The organism is Luteimonas sp. J29 (assembly GCF_000472505.1).
Classification (GTDB): Bacteria; Pseudomonadota; Gammaproteobacteria; order Xanthomonadales; family Xanthomonadaceae; genus Luteimonas.
In genome coordinates this window covers 158,213-174,702 of record NZ_AWZR01000002.1, presented here as the reverse complement: position 1 = coordinate 174,702, position 16,490 = coordinate 158,213, and the positions used below count along the sequence as shown (strand labels likewise).

The window sequence follows — 16,490 nt, the reverse complement described above, 5'->3', positions numbered from 1 at the left end:
ATGCACAGGATCTCCGTCATCGACTCCCATACCGCCGGCGAACCGACCCGTGTCGTGCTGTCCGGATTCCCGGACCTGGGCGCAGGCACGCTGGCCGAGCGTCGTGCCCGGTTCCGCGCCGACTTCGACCGGTGGCGCAGCGCCGTCGCCTGCGAACCGCGCGGCTCGGACACCATGGTCGGCGCGCTGCTGCAGGAACCGGCGGACCCGGACTGCTGCGCGGGCGTGATCTTCTTCAACAACGTCGGCTTCCTTGGCATGTGCGGCCACGGCACCATCGGCCTGACCCGCACGCTCGCCCACCTGGGCCGCATCGGCCCGGGCAGGCACCGGATCGAGACGCCGGTGGGCGTGGTCGGGGTCGAACTGCACGCCGACGGGCGGGTCACGATCGACAACGTCGAAAGCTACCGTGCGGCCGCGGCGGTCGAAGTCGAGGTGCCCGGCTACGGCACGATCGCGGGCGACGTGGCCTGGGGCGGCAACTGGTTCTTCATCACCGGGCATTCCCCCGCGCCGCTGGACTTCGACTATCGCGAGGAACTGGCCCGCTACACCATCGCGGTGCTGCGCGCGCTCGAAGCCGCGGGGATCACCGGCGACGACGGCGGCGCGATCGACCACGTCGAGATCAGCCGCCCGGCGCCGGACGGCAGCGGCCAGTCGCGCAACTTCGTGATGTGTCCCGGCGGGGCCTACGACCGCTCCCCGTGCGGCACCGGCACCAGCGCGAAGCTGGCCTGCCTGGCCGCGGACGGCAAGCTGGCCGAGGGCGAGACCTGGGTCCAGCAGGGCATCCTCGGCAGCGTGTTCGAGGGCACCTACCGCAACGGCGGGCGAGGGGTGCTGCCGCGCATCACCGGCCAGGCGTGGATCACCGGCAGCGCCGAAATCCTCATCGAGGCGGACGATCCGTTCGCCTGGGGGATCCGCGGGACGCTGTGAACGCAATGGCCGGCCACGACCTCATCGTCATCGGCGCCGGGATCATCGGCGCGAGCTGCGCCGAGCGCGCGCTGGCCGACGGCCACCGGGTGGCGATCGTCGAGCCCGGCATCGCCGGCGGCGGAATCACGGCCGCCTCGATGGGCCACCTGGTGGCGATGGACGACGATCCTGCCGAACTGGCCCTGAGCCGCTACTCGATCCGGTGCTGGGACGCGTTCGAAGGCCTGGGGGAGTGCGAGTACCGCCGCTGCGGGACGCTCTGGGTCGCCGCGGACGAGCGGGAGATGGACGCGGTGCCGGACAAGATCGCGCGCCTGCAGGCCGCGGGGGTCCACGCCGAGGCGGTCGACGCCGCGCGGTTGCGCGAACTCGAGCCGATGCTCGCGCCCGGGTTGGCCGGCGGCATGCTGGTGCTTGGCGAGGGCGTGCTGTACCCGCCGCGTGCGGTCGACTGGCTGATGGCGCGCTGCCGCGCCGCGGGCGCGACCGTGCTGGAGCGGCGCGCGTCGCGACTGGTCGATGGCGGCGTCCAGCTCGACGACGGCAGCGTGCTGCGCGGCCAGGTGCTGGTGGCCGCCGGGCATGCCAGCGCGCAACTGCTGCCCGAGCTGCCGATGCACGTGCGTCGCGGCCACCTGGTGGTCACCGACCGCCATCCGGACCTCGTCCGCCACCAGGTGCTGGAACTGGGCTACGCCGACAGCGCGCACGGCGACGCCGACACCAGCGTCGCCTTCAACGTGCAGCCGCGCGCGACCGGGCAGCTGCTGATCGGCTCCTCGCGCGAGCGCGACGCCAGCGGCCCGGAGGTCAACCCGCCGGTGCTCGCGCGCATGCTCGAACGCGCCTTCCGCTACCTGCCGGCGCTGCGTGCGCTGCAGGCGACCCGGGTGTGGACCGGCCTGCGCCCGTGCACCGGCGACGGTCGTCCCTACATCGGTGCGGTGCCCGGGCGCGAAGGCTGCTGGGTCGCGACCGGGCACGAGGGCCTGGGCGTGACCACCGCGCCGGGCACGGCGCGGCTGCTGCTCGACCTGCTGGCCGGGCGCGCGCCCGGCATCGATCCTTCCCCCTACGATCCGGCGCGGGTGGCGGCATGGGCGCGCTGACCGCCATGGTCCGCCTGCGCGTGGACGGCCATGAGGTCGAGGTCGTGGCCGGCAGCAGCGTCGCCGCGGCGATCGCGCATGCCGGAGCCACCGCGCGCGCATCGGTGTCCGGCCAGCGCCGCACCGCGCTGTGCGGCATGGGCGTGTGCTTCGAATGCAGGGCCACGGTGGACGGTCGCGCGCAACAGCGCACCTGCCTGCTGCCGGTGGCCGAGGGCATGGAGGTGCGTACCCGTGGCTGAGCGCGTGCACGGTTGCGACGTGGCCATCGTCGGCGCCGGGCCCGCCGGACTGTCGGCTGCGCGCGCCGCCGCGTCCCATGGCGCGCGAGTGCTGGTCGTCGATCCGCAGCCGGCGCCCGGCGGACAGGTCTGGCGCCAGGACGTCCGCCATGGCGCGCCCGGCCCGGCGCGTGCGCTGCGCGCGCGCCTGGCGCGGATGGGCGTCGGCCTGTTGCTGCAGTCGGAGGTGGTGGGGCATTCCGGCCACCGGCTGTTCGTGCGCAGGGGTCAGGAAGCGGCCTGCATCGACTACGGCGCGCTCGTGCTGGCCACGGGGGCGCGCGAACTACTGCTGCCGTTCCCCGGCTGGACCCTGCCGGGCGTGACCGGCGCCGGTGGCGCCCAGGCGCTGGCCAAGCAGGGCTGGCCGATGCGCAACCGGCGCGTGGTCGTGGCCGGGAGCGGTCCGCTGCTGCTGGCCGCCGCGGCCACCCTCAGGCGGCACGGCGCGCAGGTCCTGGGCATCCACGAGCAGGCCTCGTCCCGGGCCGTGGCCGGCTTCGCGGCCGGGCTGTGGCGATGGCCCGGCAAGCTGGCGCAGGCGGCGCGCCTGCGCGCCGCGCTGTGGAACGTCCCGTACCGGACCGGCAGCGACGTGCTGCGTGCGCTGGGCGGCGACGTGCTGCGCGCCGTCGAACTGAGCGTGGACGGTCGGGCCGTGACCGTGGACTGCGACCAGCTCGCCTGCGGCTTCGGCCTGGTGCCGAACATCGAGCTGGCGCACATGCTCGGCTGCGAGCTCGAGTTCGACGGCGCGCACGCGCACGTGCGCGTCGACCAATGGCAGTGCACCAGCGTGCCCGGCGTGTTCGCCGCCGGCGAGGCCTGCGGCATCGGCGGCGTGGACTGCGCCCTGGTCGAGGGCGGGATCGCCGGCCATGCCGCCACCGGGCACGGGAACGCGGCCGCCCGGCTGCACGCCAGGCGCAGGCGCGCGCGCGGTTTCGCGGCGCGGCTGCGAACCCGCTTCGCGCTCGACCCGGCGCTGCATGCGCTCGCCGGGCCGGACACCATCGTCTGCCGCTGCGAAGACGTGCCGATGTCCGCGCTCGCGGCCTATGCCCCCGGCCGCGAGGCCAGGCTGATGACCCGCTGCGGCATGGGGCCCTGCCAGGGCCGCATCTGCGGCAGCGCGCTGGCCGAGCTGGGCGGCGCCGCCAGGGGCGGATTCCGTCCCCCGATCTTTCCCGTTCCGCTGGAGGTCCTCGCCGGATTCGGCGACGCCCTTCCATCGGGCCAATCCCAGGAGTTGTGAAATGAGCAAGAGCATGTGGCAGGGCGTGATTCCCGCGATCACCACCCCCTTCACCGAGGACGGCCAGGTCGACCACGCCTTTCTCGCCAGGCATGCGCAGTGGCAGGTGGAAGCGGGCTGCATCGGCGTGGTGCCGCTGGGTTCGCTGGGCGAGAGCGCGACGCTGTCGTTCGACGAGAAGGTGGCCGTGGTGCGCACCCTCGTGAAGGCGCTGGGCGACGTGCCCGTGATCCCGGGCATCGGCTCGCTGTCGACCGGCGAGGCGGTGAAGCTGGCGCAGGCCTGCGAAGGCGAAGGCGCGCGCGGCCTGATGGTGCTGCCGGCGTACGCGTACTCCACCGACTGGCACGAGACCCGCGCGCATTTCGCCGCGGTGGCCGGGGCGACGAAGCTGCCGATCCTGCTGTACAACAACCCGATCGCCTACAAGACCGACTTCACCGCGGAGCAGATCGTGGCGCTCGCCGACGAGTTCCCGCAGGTCGAAGCGGTCAAGGAGTCCTCCGGCGACATCCGCCGCCTGGCCGCCATCCAGGCGCTGTGCGGCGACCGGCTGGTGCTGATGACCGGCATCGACGACGCCATCGTCGAGGGCCTGGCGATGGGCGTGACCGGCTGGATCGCGGGCCAGGTCAACGCCTTCCCGCGCGAGTCGGTGGTGCTGTTCGAGCGCGCCCGCGACGGCGGCTACGCCGCGGTCAAGGAACTGTACGACTGGTTCCTGCCGACCCTGCGCCTGGACACGATTCCCAAGTTCGTGCAGGCGATCAAGCTGACCCAGCAGATGGTGGGCTGGGGCAGCGAGCGGGTGCGCGCGCCGCGCCTGGTGCTGGAAGGCGCCGAGCGCGAGCACGCGGTGCGCGTGATCGAGCAGGCGATCAAGACCCGCCCGGAGCTGTGACGGTGGCCGGACTGCAGCAGGTACTGGTGGGCGGGACGTGGCGCGATCCGGTCGAACCGGCTGGCGAACTGCGCGCGCACGACCCGGCCACCGGCGAAGCGATCGGTCCGGCCTATCCGGTCAGCGGCCGCCGTGAGGTCGGGGAGGCCGTGGCGGCCGCGATGGCGGTGGCGGAGGAATTCTCCGCCGCCGACCCCGAACGGATCGCCGCCTTCCTCGACGGCTATGCCGCCGGGATCGAGGCCGAGGCCGAGGCGCTGGTGGCGCTGGCGCATGCCGAAACCGGGCTGCCGGCCTCGCCGCGCCTGCGCGAGGTGGAGCTGCCGCGCACCACCGGCCAGCTGCGCCAGGCCGCGCGCGCGGTGCGCGAGTGGAGCTGGGCGCATCCGGTGGTCGACACCGCCACCGGGCTGCGGGCGGCGTTCGGCCCGCTCGGCAAGCCGGTCACGGTGTTCGGCCCGAACAACTTCCCGTTCGCATTCAACGCGATCGCGGGCAGCGATTTCGCCTCGGCGATCGCCGCACGCAACCCGGTGATCGCCAAGGTGCACCCGCTGCACCCGGGCACCAGCGAGAAGCTGGGCCGCATCGCCCATGCCGCGCTGCTCGCCGCCGGCCTGCCCGCCGCCGCGATCCAGCTGCTGTACCGGGTCGATCCGGCGTGCAGCGGCCTGCTGGTGGGGCATGCGGGCATCGGCGGGGTCGGCTTCACCGGCGGGCGTGCCGGCGGGCTGGCGCTCAAGGCCCAGGCCGATGCCGCGGGCGTGCCGTTCTACGCGGAGATGTCCAGCATCAACCCGGTGTTCCTGCTCGACGGCGCGCTGGCCGAACGCGGCGACGCGCTGGCGCAGGAGTTCTTCGCGTCCTGCACCATGGGCAGCGGGCAGTTCTGCACCAACCCCGGCGTGATCGTGCTGCCGCGCGGCGACGCCGGCGACGCCTTCCTCGCCGCCGCGGCGGCGCGCTTCGACGCCGCCCCGGCGCAGGTGCTGTTCTCGGCCGACGGCAAGCGCCACCTGGCCCAAGCGGTCGACGCGCTGCTGGCCGCGGGCGCGTCCCGCGTCGCCGGCGGCGAGGATCCGGACCGCGCGGGCTACTGGGTGCAACCCAAGTTGCTGCAGGTCGACGGCGCGGCGTTCCTGGCCAACCCGGCCGCGCTGCAGACCGAGGCATTCGGACCAGTGAGCCTGGTCGTGCGCAGCGACGGCGCGGCGCAGTCGCAGGCCATCGCCCGCGCGTTCGAGGGCAACCTCACCGCGACCCTCTACCTGACCGGCGACGGCAGCGACGACGCCGCGGCCGCGGCGCTGGTCCCGCTGCTGCGCACGCGGGTGGGGCGGCTGATCGCGAACCGGATGCCGACCGGCGTGGCGGTCAGCCCGGCGATGAACCACGGCGGCCCGTACCCGGCGACCAGCCATCCGGGCTTCACCTCGGTGGGCATGCCCGGCGCGATCCGGCGCTTCGCCGGCCTGCACAGCTACGACAACGTGCCCGACCGGCTGCTGCCGCCGCTGCTGCGCGACGCCAACCCGACCGGCGCCTGGCGCCTGGTCGACGGCCAGTGGAGCCGCGAGGCCATCGGGGCGCAGGGGTGAGCGCGCAGATCGGCCACCTCGACCGGGAGTCCGCGCTGGCGGGTCTGCGTCCGTGGGCGCAGCCCGCGCCGCCGATTTCCGGCGACGAGTACCAGGCGCGCATCGAGCGCGCGCGGGCGCTGATGCGCGCGCAGGGCGTGGACGCGCTGCTGGTCGGCGCCGGCGCGTCGCTGCGCTACTTCGCCGGCGTGCCCTGGGGCGCCAGCGAGCGCCTGGTGGCGATGTTGCTGACGGCCAGCGGCGATCCGCTGCTGGTGTGCCCGGCGTTCGAGGAAGGCTCGCTCGATGCGGTGCTGCGGGTGCCGGCCGGCAAGCGGCTGTGGGAGGAGCACGAGGACCCCCATGCCCTGGTCGCGCAGGCGATGGCGGAGCGGGGTGCGCGCAGCCTGGCGCTGGACCCGGCCGCGGCCTTCGCCGTGCACACCGGCCTGCGCGCGCACCTGGACGCGTCCGCGATCGTGGATGCGGCCGCCATCATCGACGGCTGCCGCGCGCGCAAGTCCCCGGCGGAGCTGGCGCTGATGCAGCAGGCCTGCGACATGACCCTCCAGGTCCAACGCCTGGCGGCCGGCATCGCCCGCGAAGGTATCGGCACCGACGAGCTGGTGCGCTTCATCGACCAGGCGCACCGCGCGCTCGGCGCCGACGACGGGTCGACCTTCTGCATCGTCCAGTTCGGCCACGCCACCGCGTACCCGCACGGCATCCCCGGCGTGCAGCACCTGCGCGAGGGCGACCTGGTGCTGATCGACACCGGCTGCACGGTCCAGGGCTACCACGCCGACATCACCCGCACCTGGGTGTTCGGCAGGGCCAGCGACGAGCAGAAGCGGATCTGGGATCTCGAACACGCGGCGCAGGCCGCCGCGTTCGCCGCGGTGCGCCCGGGCGTGGCCTGCGAGGACGTGGATGCCGCGGCGCGCCGCGTGCTCGAGGCCGCCGGCCTCGGGCCGGACTATCGGCTGCCGGGACTGCCGCACCGCACCGGCCACGGTTGCGGCCTGGCGATCCACGAGGCGCCCTACCTGGTGCGCGGCAACCGCAGCGCGCTGGAGCCGGGCATGTGCGCCAGCAACGAACCGATGATCGTGGTCCCGGGCCGGTTCGGCGTGCGCCTGGAAGACCACTTCCACGTCACCGCGGATGGCGCGCGCTGGTTCACGCCCCCGTCGCCGGCGATCGACCGGCCTTTCGCATGACACCCCGACGGCATGGACGTCGCGCCGAACCTCCCATCCACCCGCTGCACCCGACCAGGTGATCCATGTCGCAACAAGGCAAGTTCCGCAAGTCCCTCAGCCTGACCGACCTGACCTTCATCGGGTTGGGATCGATCTTCGGGTCCGGGTGGCTGTTCGCCGCGAGCCACGTGGCCTCGATGGCCGGACCGGCCGGCATCGTGTCGTGGATCTTCGGCGGCATCGCCGTGTTCCTGCTCGGCCTTGTGTACTGCGAACTGGGCGCGGCGCTCCCGCGCGCCGGCGGCGTGGTCCGCTATCCGGAGTACTCGCACGGGCCGCTGCTGGGCTCGCTGATGGGCTTCATCACCCTGATCGCGTTCTCCAGCCTGATCGCGATCGAGGCCGTGGCCAGCCGCCAGTACGCGGCGGCGTGGTTCCCGTCGCTGACCCAGGCCGACGGCACCAGCCCGACCCTGCTGGGGTGGATCGTGCAGTTCGGGCTGCTGGTGCTGTACTTCCTGCTCAACTACTTCAGCATCAAGAGCTTCGCGATCTCCAACAACATCGTCAGCATCTTCAAGTTCATGGTGCCGACGCTGGTGATCGTGCTGCTGCTGACCCACTTCAACGCCGACAACATGCAGGTCCACGGCTTCGCCCCCAGCGGCATGGCCGGCATCCAGGCGGCGATCTCCACCGGCGGCATCATCTTCGCCTACCTCGGGCTGACCCCGATCGTGTCGGTGGCCAGCGAGGTCAGGGATCCGCAGCGCACGATTCCGTTCGCGCTGATCCTGTCGATCGTGCTGTCGACGGTCATCTACGTGCTGTTGCAGCTCTCGTTCCTGGGCAGCATCCCCGCCGGGCAGCTCGCCAATGGCTGGACCGGGATCGACAAGCTGTACACGCTGCCGTACCGCGACATCGCCGTGGTCCTCGGACTGGGGTGGCTGGCGTGGCTGGTGGTCGCGGACGCGGTGGTCTCGCCCAGCGGCACCGGCAACATCTACATGAGCGCCACGCCGCGCGTGATCTACGGCTGGGCGCGCGGCCTGGGCATCCGGTCGCTGACGAGGGTGGACGCGAAGTCCGGCATCCCGCGGCCCGCGCTGTGGCTGAGCTTCGCGCTGTCGGTGTTCTGGACCCTGCCGTTCCCGTCGTGGGAGAAGCTGATCGGGGTGGTGTCGGCGGCGCTGATGCTCAGCTACGCCGCCGCGCCGGTGGCGGTGGCGGCGCTGCGACGCAGCGCGCCGGGCATGTCGCGGCCGTTCAGGGTGCGCGCGCTGGCGGTACTGGGCCCGCTGTCGTTCATCGTCGCCGCGCTGATCGTGTACTGGTCGCGCTGGGAGACGCTGTCCTGGCTGCTCGGCCTGCAGGTGGCGATGTTCGCCGGCTACGTGCTGTACCGGCTGCCCTCGCGCGAGGGCAGGGCGCAGCTGCTGCGCCAGGTGCAGTGTTCGGCGTGGCTGATCGCGTTCTACCTGATGGTCATGCTGGTGTCGTACCTGGGCTCGTTCGGCGGCATCGGCGCGATTGCCCATCCGTGGGACACGCTGGCGGTCGCGGCGATTGCCTACGCCGTGTATGAATGGGCCGCGCGCGCCGGATTGCGCCGCGAGGAACTCGAGCTGGAGGAAGACGACGGCGCCTGAGGGCACAACCGCGGCGCGTGGCCGCAAGGGAGGAGGCGAGATGGGAAAGACCCTGGTCCTGGTGCTGCTGGCGCTGTGCACGGGCGGGCTGGCGGCGGCGCCGGTGCTGGCCGGCGATCCGCCCCCGGGCGGGCTGCGCGCACAGTGGATCGGGCTGACCCGCGACGTCGCCTGGCCGGCCACGTGGCAGGACGCCGGCCGCTTCCACTACCGCAAGACGGTCGAGGGCGGGTTCGCCTTCTTCGGCTATGAGCTCGATGGCGGAGGCAAGGCGCCGGCCTTCGATCATGTCGCGATCGCGCGGGCGCTGGCCGCGGCCGGCGGCGGCGAACACGCGCCCACGCAGCTGCCGTTCGAGCAGTTCCGGTTCGAGGACGACGGCGCGGCGATCGCGTTCTCCACGGACGAGGCGCGCTGGCGCTGCACGCTGGCGCCGGCGGCCTGTGCCAGGGTGCCGCCACGGCCGGGACGGCCACGCGCCTTCGGCGTGGTGCGCGACCTGGCGGTGCCGGCCGACAACCAGCCGCGGCGCTCGCCCGACGGCCGCCACGAGGCGCTGGTGGAGGACGGGCGGGTGCTGGTGCGGCGCGTGGACGATGGCCGCACCGTGTTCCATGCCGCGGCCGCCGACGACGGCCGGTTCGACGATCCGGAGACCATCGCCTGGTCCCCGGATTCGCGCTGGCTCGCGCTCTACCGGGTGCGCCCGGGCGACCGCCGCGAGGTGGTGCGCGTCGAGGCCGCGCCGCGCGACCAGCGCCAGCCGCGGGTGCACGTGCAGCTCTACCCCAAGCCCGGCGACGCGGTGGACATCGAGTCGCCGGTGCTGGTCGACCTGGGCTCGGGCCGGCGCCACGAGATCGACGCGGCCCTGTTCGCCAACCCCTACCGGCTGTCGCCGATCCAGTGGCGGCGCGACAGCGGCAGCTTCGCCTTCGAGGTGGTGCACCGCGGACACCAGCGCGTGGACCTGTTGGCGGTGGACGTGCCCGCGCCCGGCGCCGCGGCGCAGGCGCGGATCGTGGTGGCCGAGCCCAGCGACACCTTCGTCGATACCTGGCGCGGTTTCCGCCACGACGTCGCTGGACTCGGCGAGGAGATCATCTGGCTGTCCGAGCGCGACGGCTGGCGCCACCTCTACCTGTTCGACGGCCGCAGCGGGCAGGTGCGCCACCGCATCACGCAAGGCGAGTGGGTGGTGCGCGAGGTCCTGCACGTGGACGAAGAGCGCCGCGAGGTCTGGTTCACCGCCAGCGGCATGGACGCCGGGCGCGACCCCTACTTCCGCCAGCTGTTCCGGGTCGGCCTGGACGGACGCGGCCTGGTGCGCCTGACCGATGCCGACGCCGACCACGATGTGTCGGTTGCGCCCGACGGCCGCCACTTCGCAGTGGTGTATTCGCGCGTCGACATGGCGCCGGTGATGGAGCTGCGGCGGGCCGACGGCGCGCTGGTGGCCCAGATCGAGCGCGCCGACATCTCGCGCCTGCTCGCGGCCGGCTGGAAGGCGCCCGAGGTGTTCGTGGCCAAGGGCCGCGACGGGGCCACCGACATCTGGGGCCTGGTGGTGCGCCCGCGCGACTACGACCCCGCGCGGCGCTACCCGGTGATCGAGAACATCTACGCCGGCCCGCACGATTCCTTCGTGCCCAAGACCTTCTGGCCGTTCGGCTACCACAGCGGCGGCGACAAGGTGGTGGGCATGCAGGAACTGGCCGACCACGGCTTCATCGTCGTGCAGATCGACGGCATGGGCACCGCCAACCGGTCCAAGGCCTTCCACGACGTGGCCTGGAAGAACCTGGGCGATTCCGGTTTCCCGGACCGCATCGCGTGGCACCGGGCGCTGGCCGCGCGCGACCGGTCCTACGACATCTCGCGGGTGGGCATCTACGGTGCGTCGGCGGGCGGGCAGAGCACGCTCGGCGCGCTGCTGTTCCACCCTGACTTCTACCGCGTCGGCGTGGCCTGGAACGGCTGCTACGACAACCGCATGGACAAGATCAGCTGGAACGAGCAGTGGATGGGCCTGCCCGAAGGCGAGGGCGACCACTACTCGCGCGCCTCGGGCGTGGACAACGCGCACCTGCTGCAGGGCGAACTGCTGCTGATCCTCGGCGAGCAGGACAGCAACGTCGATCCCGCCTCGACCATGCAGGTGGTCGATGCCCTGGTCCGCGCCGGCAAGGACTTCGACCTGCTCGTGTTCCCCGGCGGCGAGCACACCGTGGGCCGCTCCACCGGACCGATCGACTACGCCCACCGCCGCCAGGCGGATTTCTTCCGGCGCCACCTGCAGGGCGTCGAACCGCCCCGCAGAAACCGCGCCCACCCGAACCCGCAGACCACCCGATGATGCCCGCAGGAGACTTTCCGATGCGCCCACCCAGCCGTACCCGCACGCACCTGTCCACCCTCGCGCTGTCGCTGTCGCTCGCCTTGGGCGCCGCGGTGGTTCCCGCCGCCGCCCAGACGCCCCCGGACGCGGCCGCGCTGGCGCCGCCGGCCAACGCCGCCGAAGCCAGGCTGCGGGAACTCTACGAGGCGGAATGGCAGTGGCGGCAGCAGGAGTTCGCCCGCGAACGCATCGACGGGCGCTGGCAGGCCGCCGGCCGGCTGCCCTCGGTCACCGCGGACAGCTGGGCCCGCCGCGCCGCCTACTGGAGGCAGGCGCTGGACGCGCTCGACGCGATCCCGGTCGACCAGCTCGGCCCCGAGGAGCGGATCAACGCCGCCGTGTTCCGGGCCTCGCTCGAGGCGAACCTCAACGGCGCCGTCTGGCGCACCTACGAAGCGCCGTTCAACAGCGACACGTTCTTCTGGGGCGGGCTCAACCCGCGCCAGCCGTACCAGAGCGAAGCCGACTGGCGCCGCTTCATCGGCCGCCTGCGCGACGTGGGCCGCTATTTCGACGAGCACATCGCCAACATGGAGGCCGGCCTGGCGCGCGGCTGGAGCGTGCCCCGTTCCTCGGTGGAGGGCCGCGACAGGACCATCGAGCCGTACACGCTGACCACCGACGACAACCCGTTCCTGGCCACCTTCGCCAACATGCCGGTGACGATCAAGGAGCCGCTGCGCTCGCAGCTGCAGGCCGAGGGCCGCAAGGTGGTGCTCGAGCACGTGGTGCCGGCGTACTCGAAGCTGCTGTCGTTCATGCGCGAGGAATACCTGCCGCGCACCCGCACCACCACCGCCGCGGCCGACCTCCCGAACGGGCGCGAGTTCTACAGGACCCAGATCAAGGAGTACGTCACCCGCGACATGACCGCGAAGGAGATCCACGAGCTCGGCCTGGCCGAGGTCGCGCGCATCTCCCGCGAGATGCGCGAGGTGATCAAGCGCGCCGGCTTCGAGGGCAGCTTCGAGGAGTTCCTGCAGTTCCTGCGCACCGATCCACAGTTCTACGCGAAGACCCCGAACGAGCTGCTTTACTACACCGCCTGGATCGCGAAGAAGGTCGATGGCGAACTCAAGCACGTGGTCGGCACCCTGCCGCGTTACCGGTTCACCATCCTGCCGGTGCCCGACGACATCGCGCCGATCTACACCTCGGGGCGCGGCGGGCTCGACTCGTGCCTGTTCAACACCTACGACCTGCCGCAGCGCCCGCTGTACAACCTGCCGGCGCTGGTGGTGCACGAATGCGCGCCGGGCCACAGCTTCCAGGCCGCGCTGGCGCTGGAAGCCCCGGCGCGGCCGGACTTCCGCCAGCAGACCTACTTCTCCGGCTACGGCGAAGGCTGGGGCCTGTACACCGAGTGGCTCGGTACCCTGATGGGGATCTACCAGACCCCGTACGACGACTTCGGCCGCCTGACCTTCGAGATGTGGCGCGCGGCGCGCCTGGTGATCGATACCGGCCTGCACGAGTACGGCTGGACCCGCCAGCAGGCGATCGACTACCTCACCGCGCACACCGCGCTGGCGCCGCTGGACATCGTCAACGAGATCGACCGCTACATCGCCTGGCCGGGCCAGGCGCTCGCCTACTACATCGGCTACAAGACCATTCGCGACCTGCGCGCCGAGGCCGAGCGCGAACTGGGCGACGCGTTCGACCAGCGCCCGTTCCACGACACCATCCTCAACCTCGGCTCGGTGCCCCTGCCGACGCTGGAGGAGGAGGTGCGCGCGTTCATCTCCCGGCAGAAGGCCGAGCTGGCCCGGAAGTAGGCCCGCCACTCCGGTCGCGGCCCCGGGTCGCGGCCCCTTGCACGGAGCCGTCGCGGCGCTTTGCCGCGGCGGCTTTTTCGTGCTCGCACTCCGCCCGCGCAGGGAGCGGGAAGGCCCTGCGGGTTTATCGCGCTGCACCATAATTGTGCGGATTTCCACATCCAATTCCGTCAATCAACACAAGACCCGGCGGGGGGCTGGCGACGAGACTGGAATCACGGAAGTAACACACAGCTGCGCATCAAGCAGTGGCAATGGACTGCGGATGCGATCCGGTAGGGACGCACGCGGGTCGATCGTCTACGTGCGATTTCCTGCATCGGCAGGGGGTCGCCAAGCCACCAGAATCGGGGAAGCGCCATGACCGTAGCCACCTCTTCCATCCAGCGCCATGTGAAAGCCCGGCCGCAGCCCCCGCAGCTGCCGCCCCTTCGTCGCCTCGCCACATCGCTGGCGCTCGCCATGCTCGGCGGCGCGATCGCCACGACCCCCGCCTTCGCCCAGGAGCAGGACGAAGACGCCGCCTCTTCGCAGGCGGCGGTCAGCCTCGATGCGGTGACGGTCACCGGTTCGCGTCTGATGCGCAAGGACCTGAGCGCGCCCAGCCCGACCACGGTGGTCTCGCGCGAGGAGATCGCCCACTCCGGAAGCGCGACGATCGAGACCGTGCTCAACGAGTTCCCGCAGCTGGCCGCGGGCAACACGTCCAATGTCAACAACGGCGGCGGCTCGGGCGTGCTGACCGCGAACCTGCGCGGCCTCGGCGCGACCCGCACGCTCACCCTGGTCAACGGCCGCCGCTTCACCCCGGCGAACTCCGACGGCCTGGTCGACCTGGCCAGCGTCCCCGACGCGCTGATCGAGAACGTCGAGATCATCACCGGCGGCGCGTCGGCGGTGTACGGTTCGGACGCGATCGCGGGCGCGGTCAACTTCATCCTGCGCAAGGACTTCGAGGGCCTCGAGGCGGTTTACACCCGCGGCGAGACCGCCGAGGGCGACGGCGCCTACGACAAGTTCGACCTGACGATCGGCGGCAACTTCGCCGACGACCGCGGCAACGCGGTGCTGTCGATCAGCCGCACCGACCGCGAACCGGTCCTGCAGGCGGACCGCGAGTTCTCGCGGGTGCCGCTCGACACCGTCGGCGGCCGGCTGGTCCCGGGCGGCTCGGGTTCGATCCCGGGCACCCGCATCGGCCTGAGCGGCCCGCAGCTCGAGTCGCTGGTCGGGGTCGACCTCTCGCCGTCCGGCGCGTGCACCGCGATCAACGGCATCCGCTTCGGCGAGGGCGGCGTGCCGCTGCCGTACTGCGCGCCCGAGGACGCGTACAACTACGCCGACCTGAACTACCTGCAGCGCCCGCTCGAGCGCACCCAGGTCAGCGCCCTGGCGCACTTCCGCGTCAGCGACTCGGTCGAGGCCTACGGCGAGGCCTACTACTCCAACAGCCGCAACCAGTACCAGCAGGCGCCGGACTCCTTCACCCCGCTCACGCCCGGCGCCGGTTCCTCGACCCTGCTGGTGCCCAACTACGCCAACAACCCGGTGCTGCTGCCGGCAGTGCGTGAGTTCTTCGCCAACAACGCCCACATCTTCGACCCGGACGGCGACGGCACCGCGGCGATCGTGGGCGCCGGCCGCCGCGCCGACGAGCTCGGCCCGCGCTACTACACCTACGAACGCTCCAGCTACAACCTGGTCGGCGGCCTGCGCGGCGAGTTCGAGGCCGGCGGCGGGCACTGGTGGCGCTGGGACGCCTTCGTGCAGGAGCAGCGCAACCGCACCGACACGGTCAACAACAACCAGATCAACCAGGCGCGCCTGGCCCAGGCGCTCGATGCGGTGGTGGTCGACGGCAACCTGGTCTGCGCCAACACCGCCAGCGGCTGCGTGCCGGCCAGCATCTTCGGCCTGGGCTCGATCAACGCCGACGCGGCCGCGTTCCTGACCCCAGAGCGCGCCAGCCGCGACATCTTCGACCGCACCATCGTCGGCGCGAGCATGAGCGGCACGATGTTCGACCTGCCCGCCGGCTCGGTCTCGCTCGCCTTCGGCGCCGAGTACCGCAAGGACGAGTATGCGTTCCAGCCCAGCGCGATGGACGTGTCCGGCGACTACGGCGCGGTGTCGCAGACGCCGATGTCAGGCGAGTACAGCGTGCGCGAGGTGTTCGCCGAGTTCCGGGTGCCGCTGCTGGCCGGCGCGCGCTTCGCCCACGACCTCGCGATCGAGGGCGCGGCGCGCTACTCCGACTACTCCACTATCGGCGGCGTCAACACCTGGAAGCTGGGCGCCGAATGGGCGCCGACCGACTGGATGCGCCTGCGCAGCGCGTACAACGTGGCGATCCGCGCGCCCAACATCAACGAACTCTACTCGCCGCAGGCGCGCGGCTTCACCGCCGGCGTCGATCCGTGCACCGTGGCGGCCAATCCGACCCCGGCGCAGCGCGAGCTCTGCATCCAGCAGGGCGTGCCCGCGGCCGACATCGACACCTTCACCCAGGCATCGGTCGGCTTCGAGCGGACCACGGGCGGCAATCCCAACCTCGACGAGGAAACCTCCAAGACCTTCACCTTCGGCGCGGTGTTCTCGATCCCCGCGATCGAGGGCCTGAACTTCGCGGTCGACTACTTCCAGGTCGAGGTCGAGGACGCGATCACCAGCATCAGCGCCAACCAGATGCTGAGCGACTGCTTCAGCCGCCTGGATCCGGATTCGCCGAGCTGCCAGGCCATCGTGCGCCTGCCCAACGGCCAGATCGACGACGTCCGCTCGACCCTGCAGAACATCGGCCTGCTCAAGGCGAGCGGGCTCGACTTCCAGGCCGACTACCGCTTCCCGGTCTCGTGGGGCCTGGGCGGGAACGAGGGCCAGGTGTCGCTGACCCTGCTCACGAGCTGGCTGTTCGAGCGCTCGATGCAGGTGATCGCCGACCAGGGCGAGGTCGATTGCGCCGGCTTCATGGGCGGCGGCTGCGGCGGCGGCACCGGCAACATCCTGATCCCGGACCTGAAGGTGAACTTCTCGGCCGGCTACCGCAGCGGCCCGCTGTCGGCCCGGCTGCAGGCCAGGATGATCAACGACTTCCGGCTGCGGGAGGGCATCACCGCCGCGGTCCAGGAGTCGCCGCGGACGTGGTACTTCGACGCCAACGCCAGCTACGACGTGACCGGGAAGCTGCAGCTGTTCGGCGGCGTCGACAACCTGTTCGACCGCGATCCGCCGCTGCTGGGCACCGCCCTGGCGGGCGACGCCAACACCGACGTCGGCGTCTACGACGTGCTCGGACGGCGCTACTTCGTGGGTGTGCGCCTGAAGTTCTGACCGGGTCGGGGGGCCGCGCGCGGCCCCCTCCCTTCGTTTCCACGCGAACCGCCGCCGCC

At 72.1% G+C, this 16,490-nt stretch carries 11 protein-coding genes; all 11 read left to right on the top strand.

Features of this window, described 5'->3' with window-relative positions; all coding sequences use genetic code 11:
• The 11 genes from LUTJ29_RS0103640 (at nt 1) to LUTJ29_RS0103590 (ending at nt 16,431) form a co-directional block, all read left to right on the top strand.
• Complete coding sequence (locus LUTJ29_RS0103640) at nt 1-945, top strand: proline racemase family protein (protein WP_027071360.1); 945 nt, start codon at nt 1-3, stop codon at nt 943-945.
• A gap of 5 nt (nt 946-950) precedes the next feature.
• A complete protein-coding gene (locus LUTJ29_RS0103635; protein ID WP_027071359.1) occupies nt 951-2,057 on the top strand; it encodes an FAD-dependent oxidoreductase in 1,107 nt (368 codons plus the stop codon).
• Nucleotides 2,054-2,299, top strand: coding sequence for a 2Fe-2S iron-sulfur cluster-binding protein (locus LUTJ29_RS18800; protein ID WP_027071358.1), 246 nt, complete (start codon nt 2,054-2,056; stop codon nt 2,297-2,299). Before LUTJ29_RS0103635 ends, LUTJ29_RS18800 begins: the two co-directional genes overlap by 4 nt.
• Complete coding sequence (locus LUTJ29_RS0103625) at nt 2,292-3,593, top strand: FAD/NAD(P)-binding oxidoreductase (RefSeq protein ID WP_027071357.1); 1,302 nt, start codon at nt 2,292-2,294, stop codon at nt 3,591-3,593. Before LUTJ29_RS18800 ends, LUTJ29_RS0103625 begins: the two co-directional genes overlap by 8 nt.
• A 1-nt stretch (nt 3,594) precedes the next feature.
• Complete coding sequence (locus LUTJ29_RS0103620) at nt 3,595-4,494, top strand: dihydrodipicolinate synthase family protein (RefSeq protein WP_027071356.1); 900 nt, start codon at nt 3,595-3,597, stop codon at nt 4,492-4,494.
• Nucleotides 4,495-4,505: 11 nt separating this feature from the next.
• The gene (locus LUTJ29_RS0103615) at nt 4,506-6,092 is read left to right on the top strand and encodes an aldehyde dehydrogenase family protein (protein ID WP_232221152.1); all 1,587 of its coding nucleotides are present in this window, start codon (nt 4,506-4,508) and stop codon (nt 6,090-6,092) included.
• Nucleotides 6,089-7,291, top strand: a complete 1,203-nt coding sequence (locus LUTJ29_RS0103610) for a Xaa-Pro peptidase family protein (RefSeq protein ID WP_027071354.1) — start codon at nt 6,089-6,091, stop codon at nt 7,289-7,291. Before LUTJ29_RS0103615 ends, LUTJ29_RS0103610 begins: the two co-directional genes overlap by 4 nt.
• Nucleotides 7,292-7,356: 65 nt before the next feature.
• Nucleotides 7,357-8,925 (top strand): APC family permease, encoded by a 1,569-nt coding sequence (locus LUTJ29_RS0103605; RefSeq protein ID WP_027071353.1) that lies wholly within the window; start codon nt 7,357-7,359, stop codon nt 8,923-8,925.
• A gap of 40 nt (nt 8,926-8,965) precedes the next feature.
• The gene (locus LUTJ29_RS0103600) at nt 8,966-11,281 is read left to right on the top strand and encodes a prolyl oligopeptidase family serine peptidase (RefSeq protein WP_027071352.1); all 2,316 of its coding nucleotides are present in this window, start codon (nt 8,966-8,968) and stop codon (nt 11,279-11,281) included.
• Nucleotides 11,282-11,301: 20 nt separating this feature from the next.
• On the top strand, nt 11,302-13,101 hold the full coding sequence (locus LUTJ29_RS0103595; RefSeq protein ID WP_027071351.1) for a DUF885 domain-containing protein: 1,800 nt from the start codon (nt 11,302-11,304) through the stop codon (nt 13,099-13,101).
• A gap of 360 nt (nt 13,102-13,461) precedes the next feature.
• On the top strand, nt 13,462-16,431 hold the full coding sequence (locus LUTJ29_RS0103590) for a TonB-dependent receptor (RefSeq protein WP_084524610.1): 2,970 nt from the start codon (nt 13,462-13,464) through the stop codon (nt 16,429-16,431).
• The last annotated feature ends 59 nt before the right edge of the window (nt 16,432-16,490 follow it).

Excerpts from the sequence above, each read along its gene's own strand:
- LUTJ29_RS0103640 (WP_027071360.1), top strand. The coding sequence starts at position 1 with ATGCACAGGATCTCCGTCATCGACTCCCATACCGCCGGCGAACCGACC.
- LUTJ29_RS0103635 (WP_027071359.1), top strand. The coding sequence starts at position 951 with ATGGCCGGCCACGACCTCATCGTCATCGGCGCCGGGATCATCGGCGCG.
- LUTJ29_RS0103620 (WP_027071356.1), top strand. The coding sequence starts at position 3,595 with ATGAGCAAGAGCATGTGGCAGGGCGTGATTCCCGCGATCACCACCCCC.
- LUTJ29_RS0103605 (WP_027071353.1), top strand. The coding sequence starts at position 7,357 with ATGTCGCAACAAGGCAAGTTCCGCAAGTCCCTCAGCCTGACCGACCTG.
- LUTJ29_RS0103600 (WP_027071352.1), top strand. The coding sequence starts at position 8,966 with ATGGGAAAGACCCTGGTCCTGGTGCTGCTGGCGCTGTGCACGGGCGGG.
- LUTJ29_RS0103595 (WP_027071351.1), top strand. The coding sequence starts at position 11,302 with ATGCGCCCACCCAGCCGTACCCGCACGCACCTGTCCACCCTCGCGCTG.
- LUTJ29_RS0103590 (WP_084524610.1), top strand. The coding sequence starts at position 13,462 with ATGACCGTAGCCACCTCTTCCATCCAGCGCCATGTGAAAGCCCGGCCG.